Below are 16555 nucleotides of genomic sequence, written 5' to 3' on the forward strand. Positions count from 1 at the left end.
TTACTGTGTACATGTAGGCAAGTCTCGATCCGGTGGTGCAGTGACGCACACGCCGCGCGAGTAGATGACTGTGAGGACTGGTACCAATGCCGATTCCAACTTTCGGGATGAACGACGTCGACTGGGAAGCTCGGATCGATCGGGACGCCCTGCGCTCCGGCCGTGTTGCGCGCCTCAGGGTCGAGCTCGAGCGATCCGACCTCGGCGGCCTGCTCGCATTCGACTTCTCGAACATCCGCTACATGTCGGCGACGCACATCGGCACATGGGCGATGGACAAGGCGATCCGGTTCTCGTTGATCACTCGGAACAGCGACCCGATCGTCTGGGACTTCGGCTCGGCGGCGAAGCACCACGATCTGTACAACCCCTGGTTGCACACGACGACCACCGAGATGGACGCCGATCCGCACCAACCCCATCATGGCGCCGTGAAGCCGCGCGCCGAGTCCGGCGCTCGCGCCGGCATCTCCACGCTCCGCGGCGCATTCCATCCCGACGCCGGCATCGCGGACGAGGTGGCGCGCAAGGTCAAGCGCGAGCTCGAGAAGTTCGGACTGCTGAATGAGCCGCTCGGCGTCGACATCGTCGAGATGCCGATCCTCCTCGCGCTTCAACGGGCGGGAATCTCCGTGGTCGATGGCCAGCAGGTGTTCTTGAACGCGCGCGCCGTCAAGATGAAGGAGGAGATCCAGCTCCTCACTCAGGCGGCCTCGATGGTCGATGCGGCGTACGACGAGCTCTACCGCTTCCTCAAGCCGGGCGTACGAGAGAACGAAACCGTCGGTCTGGTGTCGAAGGTGCTGTACGACCTCGGCTCCGAGTACGTCGAGGGCGTGAACGCCATCTCGGGCGAGCGTTGCTCGCCGCACCCGCACGTGTACTCGGATCGCTTGATCCGCCCAGGCGATCCCGCCTTCTTCGACATCCTGCACAGTCACCAGGGATATCGCACCTGCTACTACCGCACGTTCGCCGTCGGCTCGGCGAGCCCCGCGCAGGTCGACGCGTACAAGCGCGCGCGTGAATACATGGACCGTGCGATCGCGCTGGTCAAGCCGGGAGCAACGACCGCCGACATCGTCGCGGTGTGGCCGAAGGCGGAGGAGTTCGGCTTCCCGGATGAGGAGGCCGCGTTCGCTCTGCAGTACGGGCACGGCGTGGGCCTGTCGATCTGGGAGAAGCCGATCTTCTCCCGCCTCGTCTCGTTCGACCACCCCGAGGAGCTCAAGGAGGGCATGGTCTTCGCCCTCGAGACCTACTGGCCCTCCGCTGATGGCATCGGGGCGGCGCGCATCGAGGAGGAGGTCGTCGTGACCGCCGACGGGTGCGAGGTTATCACGAAGTTCCCAGCGGAGGAGCTGCTGGTGGCGGGCCCGAAGTACCATGCGGTAGGTTTCGATCTCCCCACGCTGCGCAGCTCGCAGTCGCATCTCAATACGCCGTGGGGCCGGGGCGAGGAGTAGAGCGAAGATGACAGAGCAGATGCGAGCCGCCGTGTTCTACGGCGCGCGCGATGTGCGGCTCGAGAGCGTCGATCGCCCCGCACCGCAGCAGGGGGAAGTACTGATCCGAGTGTCCCGTTCCGGCGTCTGCGGCACTGACGCCTCGGAATGGAAAGCCGGGCCGAAGGTGTTCCCCGTCGACCGCGCTCATCCGCACAGCGGGCACCACGGGCCGCTGATCCTCGGCCACGAATTCATCGGCGAGGTGGTGCAGAGCGAGGACCCGCGCTTTCCGGTCGGCAGTCGCGTGGCATCCGGCGCGGGGGTGTCGTGCGGCGAGTGCGACCGCTGCCGAGAGGGGCGCGCCAACCTCTGCCAGGTGTACCGCACCTACGGGCTGAACGTCGAAGGCGGCATGGCCCAGTACGTCGCCGTGGCAGCGGACACTCTGGTGAGCATTCCGGATCAGCTGACAGACGACGCGGCCGGCCTGTCACAGCCCCTGGCGGTGGGGCTCCATGCCGCGCGTCGAGCGGGTGCCCGCGCGGGTGATCGAGTGCTGCTGATCGGCGCCGGTGCGATCGGAACGTTCGTGCTGGCAGGGCTGCAGCATCTCGTCGAAACGGATGTGACGGTGGTCGATTTCGCGGGGAGCCGGTTGGAGCGTGCGTCGCGAGTCGGCGCATCTCGAGTGATAGCGGTCGACGGCGACTCGTTCGAGGAGGAGCTGTCCGCGCTGCAGGGCGCACTCGATGTCGTCATCGAGGCGAGCGGAGCACCCGGTCAGCTGAATCGCGCGATCGCGCTCACGCGCGATGGCGGAACGGTACTGCAGGTCGGGCTGCCCACGACTCCGCAGGAGGTCGACATCCATCAGCTCGTCTTCCGCGAGATCTCGATTCGCACGACCCTGGCGCACGTGTGCGCCGAGGACATGCCTGCGGCGCTGCACATCCTCGCCACGACGAACCTCGCGAGTGAGCTACTCGACTCCGTGCGTCCTCTCGACGATCTGCCGCAGCAGCTGGACCTGCTCGCGACCGGGAAGATCGAGGGCAAAGTACTGTTCGACCCCTCGCTCTGAACAAGAGGCCGGTGCCCGGGGCTGTGGAGCTCCCGGGCACCGGCCGTTCCGCCCCGTTACGCGGGGGCTCGACCCGCCGGCCACTGCCACAGCTCGATCTGCAGTCCGTCAGGGTCTCGCAGATACGCCCATTGCGATCCGGTCAGCGCTCCTTCGGTGAGCGTCACCGGTGGCGCATTGAACGCGGCTCCCCGTTCGGTGAGTGCGCGGTACGCCGCGTCCATGTCATCGACTTGGAAGCACAGATGCGCTGCACCGACGTCGCAGTTGCGGAGCTGGAAGTCGTCGCCCTCGGGGAATGAGTACTCGAGAAACTCGATCCGTGTCGATCCAACTTCGATCATCGAGTAATCGAGCACTGCTCCGTCGACCTCGACCCCCGCTTCGAGATCGGGACCCTCGTTGTGGTTCACGGGGCCGGGGTTCAGCCCGAACATCGTGCGGTACCACTCGAACGATCGCCGCATATCGCGAACGGTGATCCCGACGTGATGCACGCCCTCTACGGTGAATGCCATTGCTGCTCCTTCGCGAGCGATGAATAGTACGTGGACATCCCCACTTAACAAGTTTCACTGCTGAAGGGCAACGAAATGGGAACATTCCGGGAATAGCCAGCAAATGTTGTTCTATATTGCTTGACAGTAACGAACCTTGCCGCAAGTATTTAACCGTCGGTGAACAGGATCGTTCACTTTCGGAAATGATGCAAGGGAGCAACATGACGAATGCAGCACCTTCCGTGCTCGTGACGGGCGCCACGGGTGGAATCGGCCGGGAGACGGCTCAGCGGTTCGTGCGCGAGGGCCATCGAGTGGCGATCGCGGACATTCGGCAGGACGCCGTCGACGCGTTGGCGGAAGAGCTGCGGACGGAGTTCCCGGGGGCCGACGTTCTTCCGCTCGAGCTCGACCAGTCCTCGGTCCCCTCGGTCGAAGCGGCGGCTGAGGCCGTCCGCGGGTGGAGCGGTCAGCTGACGACCCTCGCTGTGGTCGCCGGCGTGCTGCAGTCGGAGGGCGTGCCGGTCACCCGTCTGCCGGTCGAGGAGTTCCAGCGGGTCCACGCCGTCAATCTCACGGGGCCGTTCATCCTCGCCAAGCACTTCATCCCGCTGATTCCAACGGACGGCACCGGTTCGATCGTCATGGTGGCCTCCTACTGGGGTCGGGAAGCCCACCCCCTGTATGCGGCGTACTGCACGTCGAAGGCCGGCGTCATCAGCCTGGTGCAGGTACTCGCCGGAGAGCTCGCCGAGGACGGGATCCGCGTGAACAGCGTCGCGCCGGGCAACACCAACACGCAGATGCACCAGAAGCACTTGCGCGACGAGGCGGCGGAACTCGGCATCACGTTCGAGGAGATGCGCGACAAGCACTGGTCGACGATTCCGATGAGGTACGCGGGCGAGCCGCACGTCATCTCGGATGCGATCTTCTTCCTCGCGAGCGATCAGGCGAGCTACATCACCGGCGCGACGCTCGACGTCAACGGCGGCGTCGTCATGTCCTGAGGCTCGCTCCCCAGGACGGCCCATGGCCGCGGGGAACTCCTCGGCTGAATTCACAGAGAAGGAAATCATGGATCTGAGACTCACAGGAAAGCGGGTGCTCGTCACCGGCGGGGCATCAGGCATCGGCGATGCGATCGTCCGCACGTTTGCAGCGGAGGGGGCCGTACCCGTCTCCGTCGACATCGATGCGGCGAAACTGGAGCGACAGCGGGGCGAACTCCATGCCGTTGGCGCGGAGTCGTTCTCGATCGTCGCAGATCTCGCGACGCAGGGGGGAATCGATGCGGTCGTCGCCGAGGGGAGGAGCATCTTCGGCTCGGCACCGGACGTGATCGTGAACAACGTCGGTACCGGCCGCCTGCGCACCATCGAGGAGACGAGCGACGAGGAATTCCATCGCACGCTCGAGCTCAACCTGTTCGCAATGGTGCGCATCTGCAAGGCGTTTCTGCCCGCGATGCGCGAGAACGGCGGAGGCTCGGTCGTCACCGTCACGTCAGATCTCTCTCGGCAGCCGGAGGATTCGATCACCGATTATGCGGCCTCCAAAGCAGCGGTCGCTTCGGTTGCGAAGTCTCTTGCACGTCTGTACGCACCGACGATTCGGGTGAACTGCGTGGCGCCCGGCCCGATTTACACTCCCTTCTGGTCCGACGAGAACTACGGGTGGCAGAAGACGGTCGAGGACGCCTATGACAAGCAAGGCGACGCCGCCCTCCAGGCGCTGATCGATGACCGCGGCATTCCCATGGCGCGCATGGGCCGCCCCGAAGAGGTCGGCGCTGCCGTCGCTTTTCTAGCCTCCGACGTGTCCGCCTTCACCACGGGGGCCACCCTGGGCGTCGACGGCGGCAGCATTCGAGCGCTGTTCTAGAGGAGGTGCGCACATGGACATCCAGCGGCGCGACGGGCGCGAGATCATGTCGGAGCATGACGGCACCGTGCAGAGCATGTTCTTCTACAAGATGGAGGAGCTTCGCGAAGAGGTGCACGGCTACCTCGAGTTCGTCAACGAGTTCAGCATCGGAGAGGGCGTCGCGATCGAACCGCACTCCCACGACACCGATGAGTTCTACTTCGTACTCGAAGGGAACGGCACGATGGTGATCGATGGGGAGCGGGCCCCCTTCGGACCTGGTGAGCTGGTGCGGATCAGGCCCAACCTCATCCACTCGCTGGAGGCCGACCAGGGGGTGCCGATGCGGTGCTTCTGCTTCGCCATCAGCTACATGCCGAAGGACAAGGTCGGCTTCACGGCATACCCGAAGGACGGTGAGCCGCACTTCGTCTCGACCCGCTACTGGGATTGAGTATCGGAGCCATTCTGAGAAACGAGCTTTCACCGGCAGGAACACCGAAGGCGCTGCGGCGCACACCACCACGGGCGCGACATGAGAAGCCCACGCGAATCACGAAGGAGTGAGGAATGAAGAAGACGAGTCGAGTCGTCACGGCAGGTCTCCTGTCCGTCGGCTTACTGGCCATCACCGCTTGCAGCGGGAGCGGCGACGGCGGCGGGGGCGGTGATGCCGCAGCGAACCAGTCGGAACTGCCCGAATCGGTCGACCTCAAGGGCGAGACCGTCGCATCGCTGTTCACCAGCATGAACAACGACTACTACTCGACGTGGGATCAGGGTGCCCGCGCAGCTGTCGAGGCCTTCAACGGCACGTATGTCTCGCAGACGAACGAGGGCGACCCGGCCACCGAAATCGCTCAATTCCAGCAGCAGGTCGACGCGGGCGTGAAGATCATCTTCATCACCGCGCCCGATTCCGGGCCGGTGCCGGAGATCGCTCGTATCGCGAACGAGAACGACGTCTGCCTTGTGAACACCTGGGAGATGGATCCGTGGGACTCGCCGTTCGAATACGGCGACAACTACACCCAGTACATCTTCCCCGATACGTATGCCGCGGCCTACGAGACGGCTACAGCTCTCTTCGAGGAGATGGGCGGGGAGGGCAGGTTCGTGCACATCACCGGCCACCCCGGCGCGACCCCCGACTCCGTGCGCACACTTGCCGTCGATGATGCACTGAAGGAGTTCCCGGACATCGAGCTGATCGATCGGCAACCGGGTGAATGGGATCGCGACTCATCGCGCACCGCGATGTCCGGTGTCATCAATCGTGTCGGCAAGGACATCGACGGAGTGTTCGGCCAGAACGACGATGTCGCGATCGGGGCTCTGAATGCGATGCAGGAGGCCGGCATCGAGGACGTTCCGATCACCGGCATGGACGGCAATCTGGGAACAATGGACCTCATCAAGTCGGGCGACATCTTCGCCGTGAATTCGTCACTGCCGAACTGGAATGCCGGATTCTCCTTCGTACAGGCGCTCGACGCGTGCAAGTCCGGAGAGCCGCCCCGCGCGCTCAACCGACAGATCCTCTCTCAAGGCATGCTCGTCACCGGCGACAACGTGGACGACTACATCGAGAACTACACCCAGGACGGCAAACTGCCGTGGGACTGGGTGAAGATGAGCCGCGTGGCATACCCGGACGACTGGGATCCGCAGAACGGCATCAAGGCCATGGACATGGAGGACATGTGGAAGTGGGCGGATAAGCCCTCGGGGTACGAACTCCCCGAGGAGTACACGGCGGATCTGCCCAACCTCGAAGAAGTGAACACCGAATGGGACGAGCACTGGAAGGCGCTGCGTCGCGACTGAGCGATCGCTCACGAGAGGATCGGCTCGGCGGAGGTTCGGGAGGACATTGATGCTCCTTCCGAACCTCGGCACGGGCCCACGAACTGAAAGGGTCTGTGAAACCACATGAGCGCTACTCAAGCCATCAATCTCGGCCGAGCGGAACGCCGAGAAACACTCAAATCGATCGGACTGCCGGTCGTCGCGATCGTCATCCTGCTGGTGCTGTTCTCCGTGCTCAGCCCGTCGTTCCTGCAGGTGAGTACTCTCGTCACGATCCTGCGCGAGTCCGCGGTGCTGCTGGTCGTAGCGGTCGGCATGTCGCTCGTCATCATTCAAGGAAGCATCGACCTCTCGGTCGGAGCGACAGTCTCGCTCACCGGTCTGGTCACGGCTTCCGTGACCAAGGACGCGAACGTCCTCGTGGCGGTAGTCGCCGCACTCGCCGTAGGGCTCATCGTGGGCTTCATCAATGGCTTCATCTTCGCGTACGGGAAGGTCCCGAGCTTCCTGGTCACGCTCGGCATGTCGATGACGGTCGGAGGCGTCGGCACATGGTTCGTCGATGGCCGGCCCGTGCAGGTCACCGATGCAGGACTCCGCTGGATCTCTCAGGATCAACTGCTGCTCGGGATCCCGAACCTCGTTATCTGGGCGCTCGTCATCTGGCTGATCTTCACCTTCATCGCCACGAAGACACGGTTCGGGCGCTACACCTTCGCGATCGGCGGCGCCGAGCCCGTGAGCGCTCTCGCCGGCATCCCCAATCGCCGGGTCAAGCTCTGGTCGCTGACCCTGGTCGGACTCTGCGCCGCGATCGCTGGAATTCTGCTCACGTCTCGCATCGGTGCCGCAACTCCTGGCATGGGTGACGCGCTCACCCTGAACTCGATTGCAGCAGTGGTGATGGGCGGCACGGCAATCACCGGCGGCGTGGGCGGCGTGCAGCGCACCGTGCTGGGCGTGCTGGTGATCACGACCCTCACGGTCGGACTGAATTCGATGGGCGTGATGCCCTATATGCAGAACATCATCCAGGGTCTCGTCGTCGTCGCCGCCGTCGCGCTGACGCTCGACCGCGCCAAGCTCACGATCATCAAGTAGATGCGAATCGAGGTGGGAACGATGACGAGCGATACGACTCCGATACTCGTGGCTCGCGGGCTGGATAAGCGCTTCGGGCCGGTGCACGCGAACAAGTCGGTCGACCTGGACATTCGCGTGGGCGAGGTGCTCGGGCTCGTCGGCGAGAACGGTGCGGGCAAATCGACCTTGCTCTCGATGCTGAGCGGAACGCTGGAGCCGGACGAGGGCACGCTGGAACTGAACGGTAAGCAGGTGAAGTTCCGCTCCTACTACCAGTCCGCGCTGAGCGGCGTCTTCCGCGTGTACCAGCATCAGGCGCTCGTACCGAACCTGAGCGTCGCCGAGAACGTCTATCTGGCGCAGGAGCGGCAGTTCTCGAAGCTCGGCGTGCTGCGCAAGCGCGACATGGAGCGCAAGGCGCGCGAGATATTCGAGGAGCTCGGCGTCGCGTTGCGGCCGGAGATGACGTTGAACCGACTCGACTTCGCCGAACGGCAGGTCGTCGAGATCGTACGGTGTCTCGCGCAAGCCCGCGAACTCGGCATCACTCATCCGGTGATCCTGCTCGATGAGCCGACGAGTGCGCTCACGCGCGGACAGATCGATTTCTTCTTCAACTTCGTCAACCGCATCAAAGACCAGGCCGCGCAGGTGTTCGTGTCGCACCGCCTCGAGGAGATCGTGGGTCTGTGCGACCGGCTCGTCGTCCTGAAGGACGGCGAGAAAGTGGCTGAGAACGATCGACCGCGCGAACTGAGCGAGACCGACATCCATTCGATGATGGTGGGGCGGAGCATCGCGATGCATCGGCGCGAACGACACGTGCGCACGGGTTCCGCAGAAGCACCGGTGCTGAGACTCGACAGGTTCTCGAGCGCAAAGGGGTTCTCCGATGTCTCCCTGAGCGTGGCGCCGGGCGAGATCATCGGGATTGCGGGGGTCGTGGGATCGGGGAAGGGCACGCTGGGGCGCGCGATCTTCGAGCTCGGTCGCGGGTGCAGTGGCGAGATCCTCATCAACGGCGAGGCGCCGGGTCGGGCTGGGCCTCGAGCGGGAATCCGGCACTCCATCGGATACGTGCCCACTGAGCGCCACCGCGAGGGCCTGGTTCTCGGGATGAGTGTGGCGCAGAACCACTCCCTTCCCTTCATCGGCGCAGCCATCGGCGGCGCCGTGATCGACGGCAAGAAGGAGCGGCGCGATGCGGTGGCTGCGATCGAGCAGCTCAGCATCAAGACGCCCGGCCCGGGCGCACTGATCCGGAATCTGAGCGGAGGGAACCAGCAGAAGGTCATTCTCGCTCGATGGCTCACGATCGGATCGAAACTCCTCGTACTCGACAATCCGACGAACGGCGTGGACGTCGGGGCGAAGGGGGAGATCTACTCGATTCTCGAGCAGATCACGGCCACCGGCGTGTCCGTCATTCTCATCAGCGATGATCTGCCGGAGCTCATCAACATGAGCGATCGCATCCTCGTCATGAAGGACGGTCGGGTGCGCACCGAGCACGTGGTCGATGCGGATGCACCGCCGGAAGAGGTCGATCTCGTCGCTGAGATGGTCTGACGCGCAAGGATGAGGAGAGCATCATGGAGTTCCGCCCGCTCGGCAAGACCGGGCTCGATGTTTCGGCGGTGTCGTTCGGCACGGCGCCGCTCGGAGGGCTGTTCGGAGAAGTATCGTTCGAACGAGCGCGCGACGCTCTGTTCGCCGCTGTCGATCTCGGCGTGAATCTGATCGATACGTCGTCCTACTACGGCGACGCGGAGGAGCGCCTGGGACGGATGGCGGGCGATCTCCCCGACGATGTCGCGATTGCGACGAAAGGAGGTCGGCTCGGGTGGGATGAGTTCGACTTCTCGCCGAAGGGGATCCGTCGCAGTCTCGAACGCAGTCTGCGGCTGCTCGGGCGCGACTCCGTCGACGTCTTTCAGCTGCACGACATCGACTTCCAGCCGCTCGGCCCGGTTTTCACCGAGACATGCGAGGCGCTGCAGGAGTTGAAGCGCGAGGGCAAGTGCCGCTTCGTGGGCATGACCTGCTACTCGCTGCCGACCACCCGTCGGGCAATGCTCGAGACGAACGTCGATGTCGTGCTCAACTACGCGCACGGGACCCTGCTCGACAATTCGCTCAGCGACGAGCTCGCTCCGATCGCGGAGGAACGAGGGGTCGGCCTGATGAATGCGGCTGCGGTCTCGCTCGGAATCCTGGTTCCCGGCGTGCTGCAGATGACCGAGCACAACATCGCATCGGCGGTGTCATTGCGCGCGGCCCAGCAGATGGCGCGTACAGCCGCTGCGCAGGGAGTCGATATCGCCTTCCTCGCGAACCAGTATGCGCTCCAGCGCGTCGCAGCCGCGACGACCGTGGTCGGTACGACGAGCATCTCCCACCTGAAGTCCGCGATCGCGGCGCTGGACGCCGCGATCGACGACGACGCGCTCGATGCGGTGCTCGCGCATCGGCTGCCGCTCGTCGAGCAGCAGTGGGAAGTCGGGCTGCAGGAGAACGAGGACTGGAGCTGGATGGAGAGCGTACAGCGGTAATAAACGAATCAGCGAAATCACGTTACCTCCAGGACATGTCATCGTGATTTCTCGCAAATATCGGCGTTATCGATGTAGAGTGACACTCGGACTGTTCAGTAGACATTCACACAATGCGAAGTCAGCTGAGAACACCGTTTCAAGGAAGAAGGTAGACAATGACGTCACGACTGGCAGGGCGAACGGCAGTAGTCACCGGAGCGGCTTCCGGCATCGGGGCCGGCATCGTCCGGGGTCTCGCCGCCGAGGGTGCGAACGTGGTGCTCGCCGACCTCAACCTCGAGGCGGCGCAGACCATCGCCGACGAGATCATCGAGAGCGGTGGAGCCGCGCTCGCCGTGCGAATGGACATCACCGATCGCGCCGCAGTGCGGGCGGGCATCGAAGCCGCGGTCGAACGGTTCGGCAGGATCGACGCGTACTTCAACAACGCGGGGATGAACGCTCCGATGAAGTACCTGGAGATCACCGAGGAGAACTTCTCGAAGGTCATGAGCGTGAACGCACTCGGCACGCTCGTCGGCACGCAGGAGGCTGCCAAGCAGTTCATCGCTCAGGGCGGCGGGGGCAAGATCGTCAACACCGCTTCGATCGCCGGCCGCACCGGGTTCGCGAGCTTCGCACCGTACTCCGCAGCCAAGTCCGCGGTCATCTCACTCACTCAGGCGGGCGCTCGGGCGCTCGCCGAGCACGGCATCACGGTCAACGGGTTCGCGCCCGGTGTCGTCGCCACTCCGCTCTGGGACAAGCTCGATGCGGATCTGGAGAAGATGGGTGAAGGGGACTCCGGATTCGCTTCGATGTCGGGAGACATTCTGCTCGGCCGACCGGCGCAGCCCGCCGACATCGTGCCGACCGCCATCTTCCTGGCCGCGGAGGATTCCGACTACATCACCGGACAGATCATTCCGATCGAGGGCGGCATGATCCTGGTCTGATCAGCCGGCACGCCTCGAATGCCCCAGCACGAACACACAGAAGGAGTACAGCGGATGCGCGCAGCGGTGTATTACGGGTCCGGAGATATTCGCGTCGAGCAGGTCGACGCCCCGAAGTCGGTGGCAGCGGATGAGGTGCTCGTCGCGCCGTACTGGTGCGGCATCTGCGGCACGGACCTGCACGAATACGCCGCCGGCCCGATCGTCATTCCCACCGAGCCGCACGCGCTGAACGGATCGAGGGCCCCGCAGATCCTCGGGCACGAGTTCTCGGCCGAGGTCGTCGAGGTCGGATCTGCAGTGACGCATCTGGTGCCGGGGGATCGGGTCTCAGTCATGCCGATCCTCGCCTGCGGCGAGTGCTACTACTGCCGCCGTGGGCTCGGTCACCTCTGCGAGAAGATGGCGTGCATCGGGCTGAGCGACGAGTGGGGCGGCATCGCCGAGCTCGCGATCGTGCCTGCGCGCGCCGCGTTCGCACTGCCCGAGAATATGACCGAGGTGCAGGGGGCTCTCGTCGAGCCCATGGCGGTCGCCGCCTGCGGAGTGGACACTGCCGGTGTGCGCCCGGGAGATACGGTGCTCATCACCGGCGGGGGCCCGATCGGTTCGCTCGCCGCCATCTACGCGGCTGCGCTCGGCGCGCGGGTCGTGATCTCGGAGCCCAATTCGAAACGGCGCGAGCGCGCTGCCGCGCTCGGCGTGGGTGAGGCGCTCGACCCGACCAGCGTCGACGTCGCGCAGTACATGCGCGATCTCACGAACGGTCGCGGTGCGGATGCGGCGATCGAGTGCTCGGGCAACGGCCGAGCACTGGAGGCGGCGATCGGTGCCGTGCGGTCGCGCGGAACCGTCACCCAGACCGGCCTCTTCACTCGACCGGCCGAGATCGATCCGATGCAGATCTCACTGCGTGAGCTGACGTACAACGGCACATGGTGCTACCCGCTCAACGATTGGCCGCGTGTCATCGATCTGATCAGTCGCCTCGGGCTTCCCGTGGAGAAGGTCGTCACGGCTCAGGTCGACATCGAAGAGATCGTCGCGGGATTCGACACGCTGCTCTCGCCGACGGGCGACGAGGTGAAGCTGCTCATCAACGCACGCGGGTGATCGGACTCTCCATCCCACTCGTCGCGATGAGGAGACACACATGGAGCCATTGAGGATCGGCGTTCTCGGTACAGCCAGGATCAATGAGCACACGCCCATCCGACCGGCCCGGGACGTCGGGGCGCGAATCGTCGCAGTCGCGGCCCGCGAACCCGAGAGAGCACAGGCGTACGCGGAGGAGCACGGCATCGAACGCGCCCTCGACGATTACGCGGCACTCGTCGCAGACCCCGAAGTCGAAGTGGTATACAACCCACTGCCGAACGCGCTGCACGCGCCGTGGAATCTTCAGGCGATCGCTGCGGGCAAGCACCTCCTCGCAGAGAAGCCCTTCGCGAGCAACGCGGCCGAGGCCGCGGCGGTACACCGGGCGGCATCGGAACGGCCGAACCTCGTGGTGTTCAACGGATTTCACTACGGCTACCACCCGGTCTTCCGTCGGTTCAAGGACGTGCTGCGCAGCGGCGAGATCGGGGACGTGCAGTTCGTCCGCGCGGTGATGACCGTGGACGTGCCCGATCTCTCGGATATTCGCTGGTCCTGGCCGCTCGCGGGTGGGGCGCTCATGGACGTGGGGTGCTACGTCATCGACGCACTCGATCACGTCGCTGCTGAACTCGGCGGCGAAGCGCAGCTGCTTGCCGTCAAGACCGGCTCACGGTCGGGCGCGGACCCGAGAGTGGATTCCTGGGCCGAACTCACGTTCGCTCTGCCCGGAGGCGTGCACGGCGTCGCCGAAGTGAATCTCGTGGGGCCTCGGGAGTTCAGCTTGACGGCGATCGGCTCGCAGGGGTCGCTGCATCAATGCAACCTCAGCTATGTGCACACCGATGATCGCCTCCTCGTGAGCACCGGGTCGGATGCCCGCACCGAGCACCTGGGAAGGACGAGCAGTTTCGTCCATCAGATGCGCGCGTTTCGAGATGCGGTCCGGCTCGGTGCTGACTATCACACGACGACCGCCGCAGCCGTGAGGAACATGCGCACCATCGATGCGGCGTACGAGATGGCGGGCCTGCCGGTCCGGCAGACGATCGAGAGGAACGAGTGACATGAGTGGACGATTGGCGGGGAAGGTCGCACTGATCACGGGCGCGGCGAACGGCATGGGGGAGGCCATAGCGCGGATGTTCGCCCTGGAGGGGGCGGTCGTGGCGATGACGGATATGTCCGAGCGCGGCGATCAGGTGGCGGAAGAGATCCGCGATTCGGGCGGTCGCGCGGAGTTCTGGCAGATGAACACGACCGACGAGGCTCGGGTGGAAGCGGTGTTCGCGGAGGTCTTCGAGCGATTCGGCGCCCTCAACGTGCTGATCAACAACGCCGGCATCTCGGGCCCGATGGAGCCGACGGACCAAGTGGCGTTCGACGACTGGAAATCCGTGTTCACGGTGAACGTCGGAGGGCCGTTTCTGTGCACGAAGCACGCGATTCCCCACATGCGCAGAACAAGCGGGATGAAGAGCATCGTCAATACGTCTTCGATCTATGGGCTCATCGGCAACGCCGATGTTCCGGTGTACCACACCACGAAGGCCGCCGTTCGGCTGATGTCGAAGACTGATGCGATTACGTACGCCCCCGAGGGCATTCGCGTGAACTCGGTGATGCCGGGAACGATTCTGACGCCGCTCAACATCGAGAAGGGCAGCCGGATGCCCGGCGGCGTGGAGGGATATCTCGAGCAGATGCGATCCATCCATCCTCTGGGCGTGATCGGAGAGCCGGAGGACGTCGCTTACGCAATGGTGTACCTCGCCTCGGATGAATCGAAGTTCGTGACGGGCACCGAGCTGATCATCGACGGCGGGTACACCGCCCAGTGACGGGATGGCCGCGTCGGTAACGATTCCGCATCGGAAGGCTCCGACGAGCTGGCGCGGCATGCAGAGCAAGTAGAGTGTCACTTAACGGCTTAGAGCGTAGCTCAACGACTCGCTGCACAGGCGGGGTCCGGATATTCAAGGGAGAAATGATGGAGGCTGAGGCGGCTTCACCGCGCGTGCTCAAGGGTGCGGGAGTCCCCGTGTCACGGGGGCTTGTGACGATGGTCATCGCTCTCGCGGCGATCATCGTGCTGGGTTTCCTCATCGCACCCTCCAGCGTGACTCCCGCCGTGCTGCTCGGGATCATCCCCTTCGCAACTGTTCTCGGGATCGCGGGCCTCGGTCAGATGCTCGTCGTGCAGCAGGCGGGCATCGACCTCTCCGTACCAGGGGCCGTCTCACTGGCGGTCGTGCTCTCGACGCACGTGCCGAATGGCGATTCGAGTCGCCTCTGGGTCGCGGTGCTGCTGTGCATCGTCTTCGCGGTGGTCGGCGGTCTTGTCAACGGGGTGCTGGTCGGCGTGCTCGGGCTCAACGCGGTGATCACCACCCTCGGCAGCAATGGACTCATGTTCGGTGCGATCCTCGTCATCTCGGGAGGCGTGCCGCGCACCACCACGCCCCTGCTCGCCGAGATCACGAACGGCAACGTGCTCGGAGTGCCCAACACCGCCGTCTACCTGATCGTCGCGCTCGCGGCGGTCGCCCTGCTGCTCAAGAAGAGTGCGGCCGGGCGTCGTTTCGAGGGGATCGGTGCGAGCCCGGCTGCGACGCGCGCCATGGGCCTGCGGGTGCGCACGCACAAGGTGAGCGCGTACGTCTGGGCGCAGCTGCTGTACTTCACCGCGGGCATCATCCTCGCGGGCGTTGTCGCTCAGCCCACGGCCTACCTCGGCAACAACTACCTGCTGCCCTCGGTCGCTGTCGTCGTCCTCGGCGGCACCTCGTTGCTCGGCGGCCGAGGCTTCCCCGTCGCCACCATCGTCGCGGCTCTGTTCCTCACGCAGCTCGAGCAGTTCTCGCTGGCCCTCGGGATTCCCTACGCGGCGCGCACACTCATGCAGGCCGCCGCGTTCGTGATCGGCGTCGCCATCTACACGGTCGATTGGGCCCGCGTACGCCGCTGGATCACCGGCCGTCATCGACTTGCCGTGCCGCAGGCGTCGACGTGACCCTTGCGCACGCAGGACAAGCACCTTCAACTGAAAGGACACATCATGAAGATCAACCGGAAGCTGCTCACGGGAGCAGCGGCGCTCTCGGTGGGCCTCCTCGCGCTCACCTCATGTTCGTCGGGCGGCGGCTCGGAGCAGGGCGGAGAAGCCGGCGGAGGCGGAAACGCGGATGCCCCTGCATGGTGCGGGCCGGACGAGGCCTCGGTCGCGTTCCTCGACGGCTACATCGTCAACGGCTGGCGCAAGATCGCCGCGGAGACCGGAAAGATCGAGGCGGAGAAGTGCCCGAGCGTCACCTCCTGGGAGACGATCGACGGTCAGGGCGACACGCAGAAGGCCATCTCAGACATCAACGGCGCGGTCGCCACCGGTTCGAACGCCATCATCGTGCACACCGCGTCGGGCGAGGCCGTGCTGCCTGCGCTCCGTTCCGCTCATCAGGCGGGCGTCGTCACCGTTCCCTACCGTGACGGCGTCGGCGGCGAGGACGAGACCGACTACGACATCTGGATCGGTTCCGACTACGTCAACGACGGCGAGACCTTCGGCAACTGGATCAAGGAGCAGTTCCCCGATGGAGCGAAGATTCTCTTCATGAGCGGTCCGGCGGGCACCACCCAGGGTCTCGATGAGAAGGAGGGTCTCGACAACGTGCTCGGCGGCGATGACAAGTACGAGTTCATCGGAGAGCAGCCCTTCGAGATCACCGACTGGGATCCCGCCAAGACGCAGCAGGTGCTCACCGCGGCTATCGCGAAGCATCCGCAGATCGACGTCATCGTCTCGGATTACGGCCCGTCGCTCGTCGGAGCACTGCCGGAGTTCGAGAAAGCAGGTCGCTCCATTCCCGCACTCGCGGCTTCCGACGGCAACGTGCTCGGTTGCTTCTGGACCGATCACCAAGCGGACAATCCCGACTTCAAGATGATGACCATCAAGACGGGCACCGACAACATCGCACTCGCCGTGCAGCACGCCGTCGCACGCGCCACCGGCGGAGAGGTCCCCGAGGAGACCGCCTACCAGAGCGGAATCTTCGAGGATTCGACCGCCGAGGACAAGCCGGTGCAGTGCGAGCCGGATCTGCCCGATGACATCTACCTCTCCTCTGCCGCCCTGACCGGTGATCAGCAGGCGGAGATCATCGGCCGCTAACTCGATCGC

At 64.7% G+C, this 16555-nt stretch carries 16 protein-coding genes and 1 pseudogene; 16 read left to right on the top strand and 1 reads right to left on the bottom strand.

Translation table 11 applies throughout. The features are described from left to right. The first annotated feature begins 86 nt into the window (after window positions 1-86). Both PQI23_RS03315 and PQI23_RS03320 read left to right on the top strand, forming a co-directional pair. Window positions 87-1466, top strand: a complete 1380-nt coding sequence (locus PQI23_RS03315; protein WP_339971507.1) for a M24 family metallopeptidase — start codon at window positions 87-89, stop codon at window positions 1464-1466. 7 nt (window positions 1467-1473) lie between these two features. Continuing rightward, window positions 1474-2529, top strand: a complete 1056-nt coding sequence (locus tag PQI23_RS03320; RefSeq protein ID WP_339971509.1) for a zinc-dependent alcohol dehydrogenase — start codon at window positions 1474-1476, stop codon at window positions 2527-2529. 56 nt (window positions 2530-2585) lie between these two features. Here the strand turns inward: PQI23_RS03320 and PQI23_RS03325 are convergent, their stop codons facing one another. Continuing rightward, complete coding sequence (locus PQI23_RS03325; RefSeq protein ID WP_339971511.1) at window positions 2586-3047, bottom strand: VOC family protein; 462 nt, start codon at window positions 3045-3047, stop codon at window positions 2586-2588. Between the two features lie 203 nt (window positions 3048-3250). Between PQI23_RS03325 and PQI23_RS03330 the strand changes: the two genes are divergently transcribed. The 14 genes and pseudogenes from PQI23_RS03330 (at window position 3251) to PQI23_RS03390 (ending at window position 16546) form a co-directional block, all read left to right on the top strand. Next, entirely contained in the window at window positions 3251-4039 is a 789-nt protein-coding gene (locus tag PQI23_RS03330) for an SDR family NAD(P)-dependent oxidoreductase (RefSeq protein WP_339971513.1), read from the top strand. Between the two features lie 67 nt (window positions 4040-4106). Then, window positions 4107-4913 (top strand): SDR family NAD(P)-dependent oxidoreductase, encoded by an 807-nt coding sequence (locus PQI23_RS03335; protein ID WP_339971515.1) that lies wholly within the window; start codon window positions 4107-4109, stop codon window positions 4911-4913. A 13-nt stretch (window positions 4914-4926) separates the two neighbouring features. Further along, window positions 4927-5349, top strand: coding sequence for a cupin domain-containing protein (locus PQI23_RS03340; RefSeq protein WP_339971517.1), 423 nt, complete (start codon window positions 4927-4929; stop codon window positions 5347-5349). Window positions 5350-5465: 116 nt separating this feature from the next. Further along, the gene (locus PQI23_RS03345) at window positions 5466-6722 is read left to right on the top strand and encodes a sugar ABC transporter substrate-binding protein (protein ID WP_339971519.1); all 1257 of its coding nucleotides are present in this window, start codon (window positions 5466-5468) and stop codon (window positions 6720-6722) included. Window positions 6723-6827: 105 nt separating this feature from the next. Next, complete coding sequence (locus PQI23_RS03350; RefSeq protein ID WP_339971521.1) at window positions 6828-7805, top strand: ABC transporter permease; 978 nt, start codon at window positions 6828-6830, stop codon at window positions 7803-7805. Between the two features lie 105 nt (window positions 7806-7910). After that, window positions 7911-8309, top strand: a pseudogene (locus PQI23_RS13960) (ATP-binding cassette domain-containing protein); the annotation flags it as partial. 33 nt (window positions 8310-8342) lie between these two features. Next, window positions 8343-9356, top strand: a complete 1014-nt coding sequence (locus tag PQI23_RS03355; protein WP_445238399.1) for an ATP-binding cassette domain-containing protein — start codon at window positions 8343-8345, stop codon at window positions 9354-9356. A 23-nt stretch (window positions 9357-9379) separates the two neighbouring features. Then, window positions 9380-10339 carry an aldo/keto reductase gene (locus tag PQI23_RS03360; protein ID WP_339971525.1) on the top strand — a complete coding sequence of 320 codons (960 nt, stop codon included), beginning with the start codon at window positions 9380-9382 and terminating at the stop codon, window positions 10337-10339. 158 nt (window positions 10340-10497) lie between these two features. Further along, complete coding sequence (locus PQI23_RS03365) at window positions 10498-11277, top strand: SDR family NAD(P)-dependent oxidoreductase (protein WP_339971526.1); 780 nt, start codon at window positions 10498-10500, stop codon at window positions 11275-11277. 54 nt (window positions 11278-11331) lie between these two features. After that, a complete protein-coding gene (locus tag PQI23_RS03370) occupies window positions 11332-12390 on the top strand; it encodes a 2,3-butanediol dehydrogenase (RefSeq protein WP_339971528.1) in 1059 nt (352 codons plus the stop codon). 40 nt (window positions 12391-12430) lie between these two features. Then, window positions 12431-13441 (top strand): Gfo/Idh/MocA family protein, encoded by a 1011-nt coding sequence (locus tag PQI23_RS03375; RefSeq protein ID WP_339971529.1) that lies wholly within the window; start codon window positions 12431-12433, stop codon window positions 13439-13441. Window position 13442: 1 nt separating this feature from the next. Beyond that, window positions 13443-14216: an SDR family NAD(P)-dependent oxidoreductase gene (locus PQI23_RS03380; RefSeq protein ID WP_339971530.1), complete on the top strand. Its 774-nt coding sequence runs from the start codon at window positions 13443-13445 to the stop codon at window positions 14214-14216. A gap of 200 nt (window positions 14217-14416) precedes the next feature. Continuing rightward, complete coding sequence (locus PQI23_RS03385) at window positions 14417-15388, top strand: ABC transporter permease (protein WP_339971531.1); 972 nt, start codon at window positions 14417-14419, stop codon at window positions 15386-15388. Between the two features lie 45 nt (window positions 15389-15433). Next, a complete protein-coding gene (locus PQI23_RS03390; protein WP_339971533.1) occupies window positions 15434-16546 on the top strand; it encodes a substrate-binding domain-containing protein in 1113 nt (370 codons plus the stop codon). Window positions 16547-16555: the final 9 nt, after the last annotated feature.

The organism is Leucobacter sp. USCH14 (genome assembly GCF_037619215.1).
Taxonomy (GTDB): domain Bacteria; phylum Actinomycetota; class Actinomycetes; order Actinomycetales; family Microbacteriaceae; genus Leucobacter.